The following is a 16977-nucleotide window of genomic DNA, read 5'->3' on the forward strand; positions in this document are numbered from 1 at the left end:
CGTGCCCGCCACCGCCGCCCCGTTCGATGACGAAGGATCACCTGCCCCTCTGAAGCGCCCTCCACAGCCGCGGCGTGCGGCCACGTGCTTCCGCCTCCGGCTCTTCACCTCCCCAGGACGGACCAACGGTGCAGCACCCAGCCGTCGCCTCGGACATGACTCAGACCCTCTTCTTGGGACTGGCGCTCTTCGCCGTCCTGTTGTGGATCTTCACGCAGCACTGCAACACCGCCATCGGTCTTCTCCTGGGCGTACAGGTGTGGGCGATCGCCGTGGGCGGCGAGACCCCGCTCCTCGATGTCGGTTTCAGCGTCCTCCCGAGTGATCTGCTGGCCGCCTGTGCCGTGCTGGTGGCCGGCGCCCGGCTGCTGCGGCGGGGGGCGCCGCCGCGGGCCGAGTTGCTGCTCGTCCTGGCCGTCATGTGTCTGGTCGGGTGGTCGCTTCAGCGGGGAGTCGGCACCTTCGGCCTGGCCTCCGCCGCCAATGACGCCCGCGTCTACTTCTGGCAGTTCTTCGCCTCGGCCCTGTATGTCGCGACGGCGCCCCTGCACCCCGGCAGGGCCCGGGCCGTCGTGCGGCTGTGGCTGGTGTCAGCGGCCGCATACGCCGCACTGAGCCTGGCCGGGTGGCTGAACACGGGGCTGCATTCGGTCGTCGACGTCGGCACCCTGGGAGGGGAGGTGTACGACCCGAGGCCGGTGCCGGCCCGGTCTGCTCTGGTCCTCGCGCAGAGCGCGGTACTCCTGCTGTGCCCATGGGGTGGCAGCTCGTCCGCATCCGCCAGGACCGCGGAGTACCGCCCGGGAGGAGACCGGCGGGGGCGGCAGGGCCGGCCGGCCGGCAGCCGCTGGAAGATCCTGCCGGCGCTGCTCTGTCTCGTCTTCGTGGTGCTGTTGCAGCACCGGACCGTCTGGGCGACCACCCTCGTGATGGCTGTCGTCTGGTGGGCGCTGGTCCCTGCCCGAGCGGGTCAACGTCTGGTCTCCGCTGCGGCAGCCCTTCTGTCGTTGTGCGTGGTCACGTTGACGTTCGCCACCGGCATGTTCGGCGGGGTCGGCAGCGTCCTCGCCGACTCCTTCGCGGAGACTCAGGACGAGAACAGCACCTTCGCCTGGCGGATGCACGGCTGGCAGGAACTCATGGACGGCCCCAAGACCCTGGCCGAATGGCTGTTGGGCAGTCCGTTCGGCTCCGGCTACGACCGGTGGGTCGAGGGCGTGGTGATCTCCGTCTCCCCGCACGACTACTACCTGCACGTCGCGCTTCGCCTGGGCGTGGTCGGACTGTTCACGCTGCTGGCCGCGTACCTCCTCGTGTGGCGGCGGCTCGGCAGCGACGGGAACGGCACGCCGGCACTGCGTCTGATGGTCGTCTCCCACCTCGTGCTCTTCGTCTCGTACTCCCCGTTCCCGGAGCAAGGGGTTCTGCTCGGGTTGTGCCTGTGGCAGCTGCGTGCCGACGCGGCAGACCGGTCCGAAGCCGGGCCGAGGAAACCGCTCGTCGCCCGGCAGCAGGATGACACCGCCCGAAGAGAGACAGATCCGGCACATGACGAATACCTGGAAAGAGCGGGAGGAACATCGAGAATGGGGCCATGACTCTCCTTCGTCGTGCCCGTCTCGCCGCACAGCGCATCGGCCTTGATGTGAACCGATTTCCGCAGTGCTCACTCGACTACCACGTCGTGCAGCTGATCCTCCGCAGCCGCATCGATGTGGTGCTCGACGTGGGGGCCAACCGTGGTCAGTACGGAGCGATGCTCAGGCGGTTCGGATACCGAGGAAGGATCGTCTCGTTCGAGCCGCTCCACGAGCCCCTGCGGACGCTGCGCCGCCGGGCTGCGGCGGATCCGCTGTGGAAGGTGTTTCCCTGTGCCCTCGGGGACAGTGATCGCACCGTCGACGTCAACGTAGCCGGTAACGGAGCCGCCAGCAGTTCCGTGCTGCCCATGTTGTCCCGGCACGCGGAGGCCTGCCCGGAGTCCCGCTACGTGGACGTCCAGGAAACCGAGCAGCGGCGCCTCGACACCCTCTGGCCGCAGGTGGCCGGGCCCGAGGAGCGCGTGTTCCTGAAGCTCGACGTCCAGGGGTACGAAGGAGCCGTCCTGGAAGGGGCCGGGGATCGCGTCAGCCAGTGCAGCGGACTGCAGATGGAAGTCTCGTGTGTCCCGCTGTACGAGGGAGGTCTGCTCCTGGAAGAGGCGCTGGGGATCGCGCAGCGCCGGTACGGGATGACCCTGGCGGCACTGGTGCCCGGCTTCAGCGACAACCGGACCGGGCAGATGCTGCAGTGTGACGTGGTGTTCCTGCGCGAAGCCGCTCGGGCAGGGCGACACGCCGACACGGCTGACGGTGCGCTTGCCCGCCCGTGATCAACACCGGTCGGACGGATCCGTGGCTGCGGAGGACGGCAGACGGCGCGTGCGCGGTCCACGACTCCCCAGCAGGCCTGTGGCGACAGCGACCGTGAACGCGGGAATCCGGCGGCGCAGCAGCACGCACCCCAGCACGACCGGCACCATGGCGAACAGTCCATGTCCCAGGGCCACTGCCGGGGAACGGTCCGCCGCGCCGAGCGCGGCAGCACCGCCGAGTGCCGTCCCGACGGCGAGGTGCACCCCGTGCATGCGCAGGGCGGCGCCGGCAGGCATCAGGCCGGAGCGGTGCCAGGCCGCCAACTGCACGACGTGACCCACCAGTTGCCCTGCTGCGGCCGCGACCGCGACCAGCAGAAGGGACCGCGCGGACGCGGCCCCGGCAACACCGGCCGCGGTCGCCACGACCGTGGCCGACAGCGTGCCGAGCAGGGCCCGGGGCGCGCTCCGCACCTGGTCGATCAACCCTCCGCAGTAGCACAGCAAGGTCATGGCTGCCCCTGCCGACAGGACAGGCACCAGCGCCACGGCCGACTCCCAGCCCGGACCCAGCAGCAGACGGAGGACCACCGGCCCGATGCCTGCCGTGATACCGAACCCGACGAAGGCCACGGCCGACGCCGCACACAGCGTTCGCCGCACGTCCCGGCCGGTGAGCCCTTCGGCGCGCCGCTCGGCGAGCAACGGAGTCACCGCCCAGTTGATCCCCTGGTACAGGAACGTCAGCAGCATTCCGGTGAAGAAGAATGCCCGGGAGTACGATCCTGCGGCGCCTGCGCCGAGCAGTCGGCCCGAGGCCCACAGCGGGATGTTGTTGGTGACGAACTGCCCCAGGCTGTGGCTCGTCATGAATCCCGACGGGGCGAGCAGGTCGCGAGCCCTGACCCGGGGCCCGTCAGGCAGTGTCCGGCGAGCGGTCCAGGCCGTGCCCACGGCCAGGGCCACAGCCGCCGCGACGGGCTGCGCGAGGGCCAGCCCGAAGGGGTTCCAGCCGCATACGAGGAGAGCTGCTCCCGTTGCCACCCCCACCGTCTGGCCCAGCGTCTCGGTCAGCACCGCCATCGGGGCCGCACCCGCGCGACGCATGGCCGTGACGGTCACGTTGGCGCTCGGCTGCACGAGGAACACGCAGGCCAGCAGACGCGTCATGAGGGTGAGGTCCGGCATGTGGAAGAAGGAGCCGAAGACCGGGGCCACGGCTTCCACCAGAAGGAAGCACACGACGCCGGAGACCATGCCGAGACGCCTGGCGGCCCGCACGAAGGGCAGCGTGAGGTGCGCGGACCGGAGGACGCAGGCCGACAGTCCGGCGTTGGCGAAGTAGCCGAAGAACGGCACCACGGTCAGCGTGACGGCGTAGGCACCGTAGGCATGGGCGTCCACGGCGCGGGCGGTGTAGGCCGTGTACCCGAGCTGGAGCAGCACGACCACCAGGGAGCCGGTGATGTTCCAGCGCAGGCTGATCATCGCTGACCGGGACGCGGTTTCCGCGGATTCATGCCGGACGGAGGGGGTCGCACCGTGAGCCGCTGACATGTCCGGGAGTTCAGCCGTTCGGGATGCTCTGCTGGGTGAGTTCGCCCGCGCGGAGGCTGGAGAGCGCGTCCACGGCCGGTGCGAGCTCCGGGCTCGCCAGGACGACACATCCCCGCTTCGCGCCGGTCTCTTCCGCCGAATCGCACCTCGGGTAGAAAGCCTCCCAGCCGGGGAGTCCGGGGAGGTAGTTCACGTCCAGCGGAGTTCCGTGGTACGAGGTGAACTGATAGCCCGGGTCACCCGGTACGCGGAAGTCGTCGATCATCACGACGGCTCTGCTCCAGCGCTCCTCGATGATCTCCAGTTCCTGGTAGCGAGGCACGTCCTCCTGCCAGTGAGCATCGAGATAGAAGAACAGCGCGGGGTTTCCCGGCCGCTTCGAGAGCATGTGCAGCATCTTCCGTGAGTCCGCGCGGTACAGGCGGATGCCCGGCAGGCCGCGGCATTTCGTCGCAGCGTATCGGTAGAACCTCTCTGCGATCTCGGCGGAATGGACGGGCAGGCCGGAGATGTCACTCAGGAATTTCGTCGTGGTGCCGCGGAAGGAACCGGTCTCGACGATCTCATCGAAGCTGATCGCCACCAGCAGTTCGCGGATGATCTCCTGACGCTTGAGCTGCCCGTTGAACGGCCCCAGTTCAGGCATGCCGAGGCGCGGGAACAGCAGATCCGTCCGAAAGGAGATCGCGGCAGGCAAGGCGGCGCTGACCCTGATGTAGGCCCGCTGCGAGAAGTTCACAGTCCACTCCCTCGTGTCGTGTCGCTGTCCGACTTCACCGCCACCGCGACCATCATGTTGCCGGGCCATACACCGCGAGACGGGGATCAGGCAGCAGCCGCCTCGACGATCAGGGCGAATTGAGGTCGGGACTCCATGTTCCGCAGTTCAGGGTCATCGCTCTGGCCGGGCGCGTAACGCCGGACGGCGGAGAACCCGGCTGACCGGAGCTCCGCCTCCACCGCCTCGAAGTCCCAGAGGAACCCGGCGTGATGGCCGCAGTCCTGGAAGGTCATGCGCAGCAGATCAACCGGATGCTCGGCCTGGTACCCCCTCCGCCGGCACTCCTCCATCTCCCGTCGTGTCTCGTCGTCCCGTGCCAGGTACAGCCGCACAGCGTGTTCGACATCGGGTGTCGACAGCCGGATGCGCCCACCAGGTGCCAGAACGCGACGGGCTTCACGGAACATGCGGCGGGCAGGCTCAAGGCGGATGTGCTCGATCATGTTGTCGGAGTAGATGTGACTCGCCGAGCCGGAGCGGACGGGCCACGGCCCAGTGGCATCCAGATAGGACCGCGTGTGCCAGCAGACATCGGTGCAGATCCAGCCGGGCCGACGGCTCCGGAAGCTCCCCACCTCGATCTTGAGGGGAGTTCCTGACCTGGCGGCATACGCGAACCGGGCCTTGGCGACAGGGCGGTTGACGGCGCCGATGACCGACTTGGCAACGCTTTTCGCAACGGACACGCGAGCGACGCTACGACGCTGCCGGGGGACGGCCCAGGTGCCACACCCGGCATACGGCATGCATCACCCGCCCGGTCGTCCCGCATGCAGCCTGTCGGTATTCGTCCAGCTCATCGAGGCCGGCGCTCGCCCGGTGCCCGGTCGCGGCGCGAGCCGGTGAGCACTGCAAGGTTCACAGTCCACTCCCTCGTGTCGTGTCGCTGTCCGACTTCACCACCACCGCGACCATCATGTTGCCGAGCCGGTTCACCGGACGCAGCGCTTGGTAAACGGCCTTGGCCGCTGCCAGGCGCCAACGCTCCGGGAAGCGGCCCGCCACCTTGCCGACGGCGAGGTTGTGGTCCCACAGCCTGCGAAGCAGCACAACGGCCTGCGGGCAGAGGAGATAGCTTCGGGTGGCCTGGTTCACGAGCGACCGATTCCACCTGAAGACGTAGTTGACGAATTCTCCTTGCCGCTCCCACTCGGTGCCGATGAGTCTTCCCACCAGACCGTCGTGCGGCTCGATCACGATGACGGCCTTCCGGGCCACCCGTAGCATCTCCGTGAAACCCAGGACCGGCCGCGGCAAGTGGTGCAGACCGTCCTGGACCAGTACCAGGTCGTAACTGGCGTCGGGGATCTCGGCCATGTTCTCCGCGTTCAGAGGCATGGTCCGAATTGCGGGTTCCAGGCTGCGGCAGACTTCGAGTGCCTCTTCGGACAGATCACTGACGGTGACGTCGGTGAATCCGCAGCGGCTGAGGAACACACCTTCTCCGCCCACACCGCCGCACACGACCAGGACGCTCTGTCCTGCCGCAGGGAGAAGTCCCCGCACGCGCAGCATGTTCAGAGCGGTCCGCAAGCGCCGGTCGCGCAGAAATCGGGTCAGCGGATCGCTGGTGACGTGGAAAGACCAGTCGTCCCGGTTGCTGCAGATCTCCGCAGTCGCGGAACGCTGCATGTCAACTCCGCTTGTCACGGTTTCTCCTCCACAACGCGTGGTCACCCACGCCGCATCAGTTCGTCACAGCTGTGTGCAAGGAATCCGTCGCACGCGCCGCATGGACATGAGGTCGCCGCTGCCGGCCTCGGCACTCGGATCTCCCCGGCTCGCTCCGGAACTACCTCACAAGGCCCCGCTCTCCACCGCGCATTCGGAGGAGAGCCGCACCGGCGAGGAGCCGCGCGTAGGGCGAGAGCCAGTACACCGGCCACACGGGACCGGCGTGCCGGCGCGTGAACCGCAACCAACTGCCCGGGGGAAGGCCCTTGGGGGTGCACGCCAGACGCAGCCTCTGCCGGACGGGCAGTGCGGGGTCGGTCCAGCTCCCGGCCGTGGGGTTGCGCGCACAGGTACCCAGCGTTCCGGCGGCGATCCAGATGGCGCATCCGAGGCGACCGGCGCGCAGGCCGTAGTCGAAGTCGGCCAGCCCGTGGCTGAAGCGCGCGTCGATCTGCCCGACGCGTTGGACCACGCGACGGGGAATCAGCACCAGGTTCCCGTTCATGGTCTCGGCCCGAACCGGTCTTTGCGACGGGGTGACCGTGGTGAACTGGACGGGGCGCAGACGACTGCGCCGTTGAACACCTGAGTACGTCACCTCGCCGGAGTGCGGATCCCTCAGAGCGCCCACGACGATCAGGTCGCCCTTGTCCGAACCGGAGAACGACCCGTGGGTGCGGAGCAAGTCCGACAGCGCTCCGGGGTCCAAGGTCACGTCGTCGTTGAGCCAGAGGAGGAAGTCGTACTCGCCCGCGGCCGACGCCGCGAGTGCCATGGCCTTCGCCCAGAACAGCCTGCCGTTGCCCTGAAGCACATGGATGCCGGGCCATACCTCGCGGGCGGCGCGTGCGGTGTCGTCGGTACTGCCGTCGTCGGTGAGCACGACACGCACGGATACCCCGGGCCCGTCCTGCCCGATCAGCGACCGAAGGCACCGGATTGTGCTCTCGCGACGGTTGTGACAGGCCATCAGCACCACGACCCGCGTCATCGGTGCCGTCGACCACCCCGGGGCGGCCTTCTCTCCTGCTCCTCGGCTCACCGCTCGGGCACTACGAGAGCTTCGGCGCGGCGCACCTCGGGAAGCTGGGACACCTGCTGTGCCACGCCCGGGGCGGCCAGCACCACGCAACCGCGGCGGCGCCCGCTCTCCATGCCGGACGGGCAGTTCGGCCAGAACGTGTCGTAGGGCTCGACGGTCTCCCCCAGATAGTCCATCGACAGCTGCAGGTCACCGTAGGTGTCGAATGCGTAGCCGGCGTCGTCGGGCACCTTGAAGTCGTCGATGACGATGACCGAGTCTGTCCACGCCTTCGTGATGATGTCGACTTCCTCCCGGAGGGGGAGGTCCTTTTCCCAGTGGGCGTCCAGGTAGAACAGGACCCGCGAGCAGGGAAACCGGGCGTCGTCGCGCAGCGTCCGCAGAGCGTCCCTGGAATCCTCGTTGAGCACCCGGACGTCTGGATTTCTGCGGAAACGCCTCTCGGCGCGGCGTGCGAATCCGCGATTCTTTTCGACGGTGAACACGGGAGCACCGGACAGGTGCCACAGGAACTGCGTCGATCCCCCGCAGTAGGTACCGGATTCGAAGATCGCCTGAGGCTGGAGTTCGCGGACCAGGGAGCGGAACAGGTTCTGACGGAAACGCTGCCCGTTGAGGACGGCGGGCCATGGCCCGTAGAGCCATGGCCGCATGGTGCGGATGGGCTTGGTGATCGTGCGCCGGAGCCGAACGGGCAGGACATCGTATGCACGCCCATTGGTCCGGCTGCCCGTCGTCCTAGGAACCGTCATTTAACTGACACCCTTCATGGAATGGGCTCGCCGGTCTGATGCAATTTCTCAAGTCGGCTCACGGCCTTGTTCCGAGCATATGCAGCAAACCGTCGCAGAAGCGCTCTGCCATGCCGTCCGCCGTGTAGTCGGCAGCGTCCTTGCGGCACGCTTCACGGAGGGATTCCAGGCGGGAGCGGTCGCTCAGCACTTGCTGCACCGCCCTCGCATAGGCCTCCGGATCGTCTCGGCTGACCACAGCGTTTCGTCCGTGCTCCAGATATTCGAACTCGGGCGCGTGCCAGGGCCAGTCGGTGGTGACGATGGGGGTCCGGAGGGCGAACGAGTCCACCGCGCACAGTCCCACCCGCCCCGGCATCAGCATGACGTCCGACACCGCTCCGAGTAGCGCGACGTCCTGTCCGGCGCGGTGCCCGAGAGCCAGCACCGGGCTGTCCGGGGCGAGGGCCGCGGCTTCCACCAGGGGCCGGTCGACACCGTCTCCGGCCACCAGCAACTTGAAGCCCGGCAGGCCGGCCGCGAGACGTCGCGCGCATTGGAGCAGGAACGGGATCCGCTTCGGGGCATCAAGTCCCCCTACGTACAGGGCCGTTCGTCCCGGCCTGAGATGGTGGTGCTCGCGCAGCGCGGCGGCGGCGGCGTGTTCGGGTGTGCCCTGGATGTCCGCACGCTCACGCGCGACGGCCAGCTCCGTGGTGTCCACGGAGTTGCGCAGGACGGTGATCCTGTCCCGGGGGAATCCCCGCGAGGCCACATGTGAGGCTCCGCCCTGGGTGTAGGCGAAGAACCAGGCGGCCTGCCGTGTGAGGGCGTCCTTGGCAGCTTCCTGGAACCGGCTCGTCTTCTTGGTGTAGGTGCGGCCGTGGCCCCAGAACGCGACGCGTGGAGAGCGCCCAGCCGGCCGCCGCGTCATCTGCCGCAGCAACAGCGGATAGGCCTCCAGGTTCCGCAATGCCTGCTCCAGCACCACCGCGTCGGCGGAAGCGGCCCGGTCCGCCACCTGACGCCAGAGGAGGGACCGTCCGCCCGGCGCGGGGAGCCGTCGCGAGGGGACCTGTACCGCGCAATCGCAGGGAGCGGCGTCGCGTCGGGCAGCCTGCTGCGGTGGTACGAGCCCGTACAGCACCTCCAGGGCGACACCGTTGGAGTTCAGCCGGTCCTGCAGGTGATTGAAGAACGACGTCCGATAGCCGGGGACGTAGGGCTGTACCACGACGACGCGCCGCCGGGTCTCTCGGTGTCCCACCGGAGTGATCGTCATGGCCGCCCTTCAGGGATCCGGACCGGGACCTCCCGGCGGCGGCGGACGAGTCCGCCCGTGTTCAGGCGGTCTCCGGCCACCGCACCGCTGTCCGTTCGCACCGGGCGGGACGCCTGGCGCACCACACCGTGGACGAAGCGCGCGTTGCCGAACAGGTACCGGCGCCACAGGCGGCGTGGTTCACAGCCGAGCCGGAACAGCCATTCCAGCCCGTTGTGCTGCATCCAGTGCGGTGCCTGCGGCTTGTTGCCGGCGACGAAGTCGAAGGCCGCGCCCACGGCCACGGCCACCACGGGCAGGGCGTCGCACAGTTCGGCGGCCCAGCGGTCCTGCTTCGGCGTGCCGAGTCCGACCCAGACGATGTCCGCCGCGGCGGAACGGATCCGCTCCAGCTGCTGGCGCCGTTCGTGGACGTGCAGGGGCCGGAAGGGCGGGGAGCAGGTACCCACGATCCGCGCCCCGGGATGGCGCCGCCGCAGCTCCCGGTGGAGTGCGTCGAGCACCTGGGGCGTGGAGCCGAGAAGGTAGTGGTTCACTTCCGTGTGCTCGGTCAGGGCGAAGACGTCCGTGAGGAGGTCGGGACCGTACACACGTGTGCTCGGCAGTGCGGCGGTGGGGTGGAGCAGGCGGTTGGCCCATACGACCGGCTGCCCGTCGGGCAGGTTCAGGGAGGCCGAACGGAGGATGGCGCGCAGCTCGGCGTCCCGGTCGGCCAGGGCGAGCGTGTAGGCGTTGGTCAGGTGTACGTCACTGCCGCGCCGGCTGCCGGAGGCGCCGGGTTCGTCGGTGGGTTCCTGCCGTGCCTCGCGCATCAGCCCGGCCAGGTGCACGACATGGCGGGCCGCGCTGTCGCGGGTGTGCGCGGTGATGGGCACGCCGAGGCACTCGACCACGGGAGCGGCCACCGGCTTCGTGCGGCTGCTCGCAGGGGCGGTCATGAGGCGGCGGCGGAGCTCGGCGTGATTCCGGCGGGCCGCTGGACGCTCTCGGCGTGCTCCCCGGCGGACAGACGCCGGCGGAAGTACGTGACGGTGTCGCACAGGCCGCGTTCCACGGGAGTCGTGGGTTCCCAGTTCAGCAGCTCGCGGGCCAGGGTGATGTCCGGACGCCGCCGCTCGGGGTCGTCCTGGGGACGCGGGATGAGCGTGATCTCGGAGCGGGTCCGGGTGATTTTGCCGATCCACTGGGCCAGTTCCAGCATGGAGACCTCGTGGGGATTGCCCAGGTTGACGGGTCCGCCGTGGTCGCAGGCGAGCATGCGCAGCAGGCCGTCGACCACGTCGTCGACGTAACACAGGGACCTGGTCTGGTTGCCGTCGCCGGTGACCGTGATCGGCTCCCCGCTCAGCGCCTGGCGGATGAAGGTGGGGATCGCCCGCCCGTCGTCCGGGCGCATCCGCGGCCCGAAGGTGTTGAAGATGCGCACGATCTTGGCGTCCACACCGCGGCTCCTGCGGTACGCCGTCGTCAGTGCCTCACCGAAGCGCTTCGCCTCGTCGTACACCGAGCGCGGGCCCACCGGGTTCACGTGCCCCCAGTAGCTCTCCGGCTGAGGATGGACCAGCGGGTCGCCGTACGACTCGGAGGTGGAGGTCAGCAGGAAGCGGGCGCCCTTGGCGGCGGCCAGATCCAGGGCGTGCCAGGTGCCGGCCGAGCCCACCCGGAGCGTCTCCAGGGGCAGTCTCAGATAGTCCACGGGCGACGCCGGTGACGCCATGTGAAGGACGGCGTCCACCGGCCCCGGCTCGTCCAGGCCCTCGGTGATGTCCCGGTGGCGGAACTGGAAGCGCCGGTCACCCGTGAGGTGCTCGATGTTCTCGGGGCTGGACGTCAGGAAGTTGTCCACGCAGACGACTTCGTGGTCCGCCTGAAGTAGCCGTTCACACACATGGGAGCCGAGGAACCCGGCCCCACCCGTAACTACCGCACGCATGCAGGTCCTCTCGGCCGCCCCGCCCAGGCCGGTGGCGAGGGCGAGCCTCGGTGTCATTGCCGAGGCGTAGATCAATGTCGTGTTTCTATTCCTTAGTCAGGAATAGTCCGATTGAGATGTCCTGCGGGCCACAATGCGTCCGAACAAGGACACCTTTCACCCGTTCTGCCGCAGAAGACGAAGGGATGCGCGATGCCGGTATCCGCTGCGAAGACGGCTCCTCGCCGGCCGGCTCCCTGGGGACGGGCGCACGGGGGAGTCCGGGCCGCCAAGCGGTTCATCGACTGCGCGGGGGCCGCCGTCCTGCTCCTGTTCGTGGCGCCGGTGCTGATCGCCGCCGCCGTCGCGGTGAAGCTCGACAGTCCGGGCCCGCTGCTGTTCCGCCAGCGTCGCACCGGCTGGCGGGGCAAGGAGTTCCACGTCCTGAAGTTGAGGACGATGCACATCGGTTCGGAGCGGTTGCGCGTCGCCATGGAGGAGTCCAACGAGGCCGACGGACACCTCTTCAAGATCCGCGAGGACCCGCGGGTGACCAGGGCCGGGCGCTGGTTGCGGCGTTACTCCCTGGACGAGCTGCCGCAGTTGGTCAATGTGCTGCGGGGGCAGATGTCCCTGGTCGGGCCCCGTCCGCTCCCGGTCGCGGACTCGGCGTTCACCGGGGAGGCCCGGCGCCGCCTGCTGGTCCGCCCCGGGATCACCGGACTCTGGCAGGTGAGCGGAAGGTCCGACCTCGCCTGGGAGGACGCCCTGCGGCTGGATCTCGAGTACGTCGACACCTGGTCGATCAAGCTGGACCTGGCGATCCTCTGCCGGACCCTCCCCGCCGTGCTGCGCGGTGACGGCGCCTACTGAGCCGGCTCCCGCGCGCCGCGGAGGGTTCGCCTCCACACCCGGGCGCCCCCAGGGCGTTGCGGGAGCCCACGGGCCCCAGCCAACGAGATCAGCCAGGGAGTGAGACCAGATGTCCGAGACTCGCCGTGGTGCGTCCCGGGGACAGGAACCCCCGCTGGGCGCGGAGCGGGCCCGATGGATTCCGCGCCGGCGCAAGGACTGGGTCCTGCCCGCCGTCATCGTCCGCCGGCTGCGCGACCGCCGCGTCAGGATGCCGCTGTACGCCGCGGCCGGACTGGTCCTGGCCGGTGCCGCCTGGATCGCGGTCACCGGAGTACTCGCCCGAAACGAACTGCTGGCCGCCCAGCGGAGCCTGCAGACGCTACGGCAGCACCTCGCGCAGCCCGCAGCGGCCCCGGCCACCGCTGCGGGCCCGCCTGCGGCGCCGGCCGCGACAGTGCAGGACACGGTGCGCGACGCCACCGGCCACGCCGCCCGGGCCCATCGGCTCACGACCGGCCCCGCCTGGTTCCCGGCGGCTCATCTGCCGGTTCTCGGCGGCCCCTTCCGCACGGTGCGCGGTATCGCGGAGGCCTCCGACCGGCTGACCCGCGACGTGCTCCCTCCCCTGGCGCGCACCGTCGCGGAACTCGATTCCACCGGGACGGACGACGGCCGGCACCTGGACCTCTCGGCGCTGCGCCGTGTGGCTCCCCTTCTCGAACAGGCCTCGCGCAGCGCATCGAGGGTGCGTGCCGATGTCGACGGCCTCCCGCACGGCACCTGGCTGCCGGCCACCGACCGGGCGCGCACCGAACTCGCCCGGCAGCTCGACCGCATCACCCCGCTCGCCCACGATGCCGCCGCTGCTGCCCGGTTGATGCCCTCGATGCTCGGAGCGGACGGACCGCGACGGTATCTGGCGGTGTTCGAGAACACCGCCGAGGCTCGTGGGACGGGCGGGCTGCCCGGAGCCTTCGCGGTGCTGAGGGCGGAGCGGGGCCGGCTGAGTTTCGAGCACTTCGGCAACGACACCGAACTGAGCGAGGCCCATGCGGACGTCGACCTGGGAGCGGAGTTCAACGGGCTCTACGGCTCCGCCGCCCCGACCCGGACCTGGGTCAACTCCAACATGAGCCCGCACTTCCCGTACGCGGCGCGGATCTGGGCCGCGGCGTGGCAGCGGCACAGCGGCCAGCGGGTGGACGGCGCCTTCGGCCTGGATCCCGGTGCGGTCTCCGGGCTCCTCGCCGCCTCCGGCCCTGCCCGGCTGCCCGACGGGAGCGCCGTCACCGCCCACAACGTCGTGGATCTCAGCGAGCGCACCAGCTACGCGCTCCACCCGGAATTCAAGCGGCGCAAGGCGTACTTCCTCGATGTGGCGCGCGCGGTGGCCATCCGGCTGCTCGGCGCGTCGACGGACCCCACACGCCGGACCGCACTCTTCTCGGCACTGCACCGGCAGTTGGGAGAAGGACGGATCAAGGTGTGGAGTGGGCACACGGCGGAGCAGCGCGAGCTCGTGGCGCGGTCGTTCGGCGGAGCCCTGCCGGGAGGATCCGCTCCCCTGGCCGGGCTGGTCGTCAACAATGCGGCGGGTACCAAGCTCGACTACTACCTCGACCGCCGGCTCACCTGGGCACCGGGCCGGTGCGTGGACGGCCGGCGCGAGGTCACCGTGACCGTGCGCCTTGCCAACCGGGCTCCTGCCTCGGGCCTCCCGCCGTACGTCGTCCAGCGGTTGGACGATCCGTCCTACGACACCCGGCCGGGTGACAACCGCCTCCTGGTGTCCTATTACGCCAGTGCCGGCGCCATCCTCACCGGGGCCGCCCTGGACGGACGCTCCGCTCAGCTCAGCCACGGCGCCGAGCGGGGCCACCCGGTCTTCACCCTCGACGTCGAGTTGCCCGCGGGCGCCGCGCGCACCCTCGTACTCCACTTGCTGGAGCGGCCCGCGGACCAATCCGCCTTCGTGCTGCGTCAGCCTCTGGTGCACCCCCTGCGGGCCAGAGCGCTGCCGAGCGGTCCGTGCACCGGCTGATCCGCCTGCCCGGCGGTACGGGATCCGGCTCCGGGCCGGCGGTGCCGTAACGCACGCCTCGCCTACCCCGGTGGCGGCTCCGGCCGACTCGGCTGGAGATGTCACGTTTTGACCGTGTATCGCGGCTACGATCACGTAGCTCCTGAACATCAATGTCGCCGCCGTCTTGCACACCTGGGGTGGATACCTTGGATCTGTCCGACTACCTTCGGTTCCTGGTCAGGCGCTGGCGCATCATCGCGGCGCTGGGCCTGCTGGGAACAGCGGTCGGCGTGTTCGTCACCCACATCACGACACCGCAGTACCAGGCCACCTCGACCCTCTTCGTGTCGCTCCAGGACTGGGACGACACGGTCAAGCTCAATCAGGGCAACAGCTTCGCCCAGGCGCGCGTCCGCTCCTACGCGGAAGTGGTCACCAGCCCTTACGTGACCGAACCGGTCGCCGAGTACCTGCGCCTGGACATGACGCCCTCCCAGCTGGCCCGGAAGATCACCACAGAGGTGCCTCTCGAAACGGTACTTCTCAAGATCACCGTCACCGACACCAAACCGGTCCGGGCGGCCCGGATCAGCAACGCGGTGGCCCACCGCTTCGCCGAGGTCATCGCCAAGATCGAACGACCGGAGGGCGCCCGGCTCTCGCCCGTCCGGCTGAGCATCACCGAGCACGCCACCAGGCCCAGGACGCCGACGTCCCCGAACCTGGTGCTCAACCTCGCACTCGGGCTCGTGGCCGGCCTGGGCCTCGGTACCGGCCTGGCGGTCGCGCGGGAGTCGCTGGACACCTCGGTGCGCAGCCGCAGCGACCTCACCCGGTGTCTCGCCGACACCGGCGGTCCGGCCGTACTCGGCAGCGTCGTCCTCGACCAGAGTGCCTCCCGGCACTCGGTGGCGGCGGACGACGACGCGTTCGGCCGGCGGGCCGAGGACTTCAGACGGCTGCGCACCAACCTCCGGTTCGTGGACATCGACGCTCCGCCCAAGGTCATCGCGGTCACCAGCGCGGTGCCCGCCGAAGGGAAGACGAGCATCTCGATCAACCTGGCGTCCTCGCTGGCCGAGTTCGGTTCCTCGGTCTGCCTGGTCGACGCCGACCTGCGGCGCCCCAGCGTGGCCTCCGCGCTCGGCCTGGTACAGGACGCCGGACTGACCACCGTGATGATCGGCCAGGCGAAAGCCGGGGACGTGATGCAGTCGGCGGGCGCGTTCTCGGTGCTGGCCAGCGGGATGCTGCCGCCGAACCCCGCGGAGATGCTGGGCTCGGAGCAGTTCCGTGCCGTGGTGCGCTCGCTCGCCGACAGGTTCGACCACGTGGTGATCGACACCGCCCCGGTCCTCCCGGTCGCGGACACACCGGCGATGGCCTCGGCGGTCGACGGCTATCTGCTGGCCGCCCGGTACGCGAAGAGCTCCCGGGGCCAGGTCACCGACGCCGTGCGCGCCCTGCAAGACGTCGGCGCCACCGTGCTCGGCAGCGTGCTCAACATGGTGCCCGCCAAGCGCGACAGCGAGCAGTACGGCTACGGGTACCGTCCCAAGCCCTCGGGACGCCGGGAGCGGCTCCGGCTCGTGCTCCGGCCACGGCTGCGCCGCCGCGGCAGGCCGGCGACGATCGGCGTCTTCCCCGCGCCGTCCGCCCCGACGGTGAAGGACACCACGCCGGTGGCTGCCCAGGAAGGCGGCGACCATCACTGACCGCGGAGAGGACGCCACGGCCGGCCCCGGCCCCGCCCGCCGGGTGCCGCGCCGTCGGCCAGGCGGCCGTCGGCGCGGGAGACCCGGCATGACGGTTCGCGGCTCCCGGCCGATGGCCCGGGGCGCGCGGATGCGCGCACTTCCGGCCCTGACGGCCGCGGTCCTGGGTGGCTCGGCACTGCTCATCTCGTGCGCGGCCGACTCGCCGGCGCGTACGCAGGCCGGCGCAGGTTCCGCCGCGGGGCCGGTCGAGCAGCTGAGGGTCAGGGTCCTCGACGTCCTGCCCCACGACCCGAAGGCCTATACGCAGGGCCTGGAGATGGCCGGGCGCACGCTCTACGAGGGAACGGGCATGGCCGGTGAGTCGTCGATCCGCCGGGGCCCGCCCGGCCGGCGTCCCGCCGTCCGTGCCGACCTGCCGGCGCCACTGTTCGGGGAGGGGGTCACCGTCCTCGGACGGACGCTGTGGCAGTTGACCTTCCGGGACCGCATCGCCATCGAACGGGACGCCGGGACCCTGGCCGAACTGCGTCGTCTCCCCTACCCGGCGGAGGGCTGGGGCGTATGCCACCAGCCGGGGCGCGGGCGGCTGGTCACCAGTGACGGTTCCGCCCGGCTCACCTTCCGGGACCCGCGCACACTGGCCCCGACGGGTGAACTCCGCGTCACTCTTCGAGGCCGTCCGGTGCCGCGGCTCAACGAGTTGGAATGCGTGGGCGCCCATGTGTACGCCAATGTCTGGCCCTCCGACCGGATCGTGCGCGTCGACTCGGGCACCGGCGCGGTCACCGCTCAGATCGACGCCTCGGGGCTGCTGCCCTCGAAGAAGCGGCGGCCCGCCGAGGTGCTGAACGGCATCGCCGCCATCCCGGGCACCGACGAGTTCCTGCTCACCGGCAAGTGGTGGCCGAAGATGTTCCGGGTGGTTTTCGTCGCCAGGTGATGCGGTCCCCGTCCGGTCGGCAGGGCCGCGCGGCGGGGGCCGGGGGCCCCGGGCCGTACTGGCTGCTGGGGCGCGGGCCGCCTCAGCCACAAGGGGCGGTGTCCCGCTG

General features: G+C 70.0%; 15 protein-coding genes. 6 read left to right on the plus strand and 9 right to left on the minus strand.

Annotated elements, in window-relative coordinates; all coding sequences use genetic code 11:
• Window positions 1-155 precede the first annotated feature (155 nt).
• Together RFN52_RS17695 and RFN52_RS17700 are read left to right on the plus strand one after the other, a co-directional pair.
• Window positions 156-1598 (plus strand): O-antigen ligase family protein, encoded by a 1443-nt coding sequence (locus RFN52_RS17695; RefSeq protein WP_184847607.1) that lies wholly within the window; start codon window positions 156-158, stop codon window positions 1596-1598.
• Entirely contained in the window at window positions 1595-2371 is a 777-nt protein-coding gene (locus RFN52_RS17700; RefSeq protein ID WP_184847608.1) for an FkbM family methyltransferase, read from the plus strand. Before RFN52_RS17695 ends, RFN52_RS17700 begins: the two co-directional genes overlap by 4 nt.
• On the opposite strand, the gene RFN52_RS17705 is transcribed toward RFN52_RS17700, so the two are convergent.
• The 9 genes from RFN52_RS17705 to RFN52_RS17745 form a co-directional block, all read right to left on the minus strand.
• Window positions 2372-3841: an oligosaccharide flippase family protein gene (locus RFN52_RS17705; RefSeq protein ID WP_184847609.1), complete on the minus strand. Its 1470-nt coding sequence runs from the start codon at window positions 3839-3841 to the stop codon at window positions 2372-2374. It abuts the gene before it with no gap.
• Between the two features lie 79 nt (window positions 3842-3920).
• Window positions 3921-4649, minus strand: coding sequence for a hypothetical protein (locus RFN52_RS17710; RefSeq protein WP_184847610.1), 729 nt, complete (start codon window positions 4647-4649; stop codon window positions 3921-3923).
• Window positions 4650-4735: 86 nt separating this feature from the next.
• A complete protein-coding gene (locus RFN52_RS17715; protein ID WP_184847611.1) occupies window positions 4736-5377 on the minus strand; it encodes a class I SAM-dependent methyltransferase in 642 nt (213 codons plus the stop codon).
• 172 nt (window positions 5378-5549) lie between these two features.
• The gene (locus tag RFN52_RS17720) at window positions 5550-6323 is read right to left on the minus strand and encodes a class I SAM-dependent methyltransferase (protein WP_184847612.1); all 774 of its coding nucleotides are present in this window, start codon (window positions 6321-6323) and stop codon (window positions 5550-5552) included.
• A 160-nt stretch (window positions 6324-6483) separates the two neighbouring features.
• Window positions 6484-7356: a glycosyltransferase family 2 protein gene (locus RFN52_RS17725; RefSeq protein WP_184853938.1), complete on the minus strand. Its 873-nt coding sequence runs from the start codon at window positions 7354-7356 to the stop codon at window positions 6484-6486.
• Window positions 7357-7403: 47 nt separating this feature from the next.
• Window positions 7404-8060 carry a hypothetical protein gene (locus tag RFN52_RS17730; protein WP_184847613.1) on the minus strand — a complete coding sequence of 219 codons (657 nt, stop codon included), beginning with the start codon at window positions 8058-8060 and terminating at the stop codon, window positions 7404-7406.
• A 157-nt stretch (window positions 8061-8217) separates the two neighbouring features.
• Window positions 8218-9405, minus strand: coding sequence for a glycosyltransferase family 4 protein (locus RFN52_RS17735; RefSeq protein ID WP_229856721.1), 1188 nt, complete (start codon window positions 9403-9405; stop codon window positions 8218-8220).
• An 11-nt stretch (window positions 9406-9416) separates the two neighbouring features.
• Window positions 9417-10358 carry a WecB/TagA/CpsF family glycosyltransferase gene (locus tag RFN52_RS17740; RefSeq protein ID WP_184847614.1) on the minus strand — a complete coding sequence of 314 codons (942 nt, stop codon included), beginning with the start codon at window positions 10356-10358 and terminating at the stop codon, window positions 9417-9419.
• Complete coding sequence (locus tag RFN52_RS17745) at window positions 10355-11353, minus strand: UDP-glucuronic acid decarboxylase family protein (RefSeq protein WP_184853940.1); 999 nt, start codon at window positions 11351-11353, stop codon at window positions 10355-10357. The genes RFN52_RS17740 and RFN52_RS17745 overlap by 4 nt, the downstream gene beginning before the upstream one ends.
• Before the next feature lie 192 nt (window positions 11354-11545).
• Here RFN52_RS17745 and RFN52_RS17750 point away from each other — a divergent pair, with 192 nt between their 5' ends.
• The 4 genes from RFN52_RS17750 to RFN52_RS17765 all read left to right on the plus strand — a co-directional run bounded on the left by RFN52_RS17750 (window position 11546) and on the right by RFN52_RS17765 (window position 16868).
• On the plus strand, window positions 11546-12205 hold the full coding sequence (locus RFN52_RS17750; protein WP_184847615.1) for a sugar transferase: 660 nt from the start codon (window positions 11546-11548) through the stop codon (window positions 12203-12205).
• Between the two features lie 109 nt (window positions 12206-12314).
• Window positions 12315-14228, plus strand: a complete 1914-nt coding sequence (locus RFN52_RS17755) for a DUF4012 domain-containing protein (RefSeq protein WP_184847616.1) — start codon at window positions 12315-12317, stop codon at window positions 14226-14228.
• 188 nt (window positions 14229-14416) lie between these two features.
• A complete protein-coding gene (locus tag RFN52_RS17760) occupies window positions 14417-15925 on the plus strand; it encodes a tyrosine-protein kinase domain-containing protein (RefSeq protein WP_311240983.1) in 1509 nt (502 codons plus the stop codon).
• A gap of 88 nt (window positions 15926-16013) precedes the next feature.
• Window positions 16014-16868: a glutaminyl-peptide cyclotransferase gene (locus RFN52_RS17765; protein WP_229856718.1), complete on the plus strand. Its 855-nt coding sequence runs from the start codon at window positions 16014-16016 to the stop codon at window positions 16866-16868.
• Window positions 16869-16977: the final 109 nt, after the last annotated feature.

The sequence above is a fragment of the Streptomyces collinus genome (assembly GCF_031348265.1).
Taxonomy (GTDB): domain Bacteria; phylum Actinomycetota; class Actinomycetes; order Streptomycetales; family Streptomycetaceae; genus Streptomyces; species Streptomyces collinus.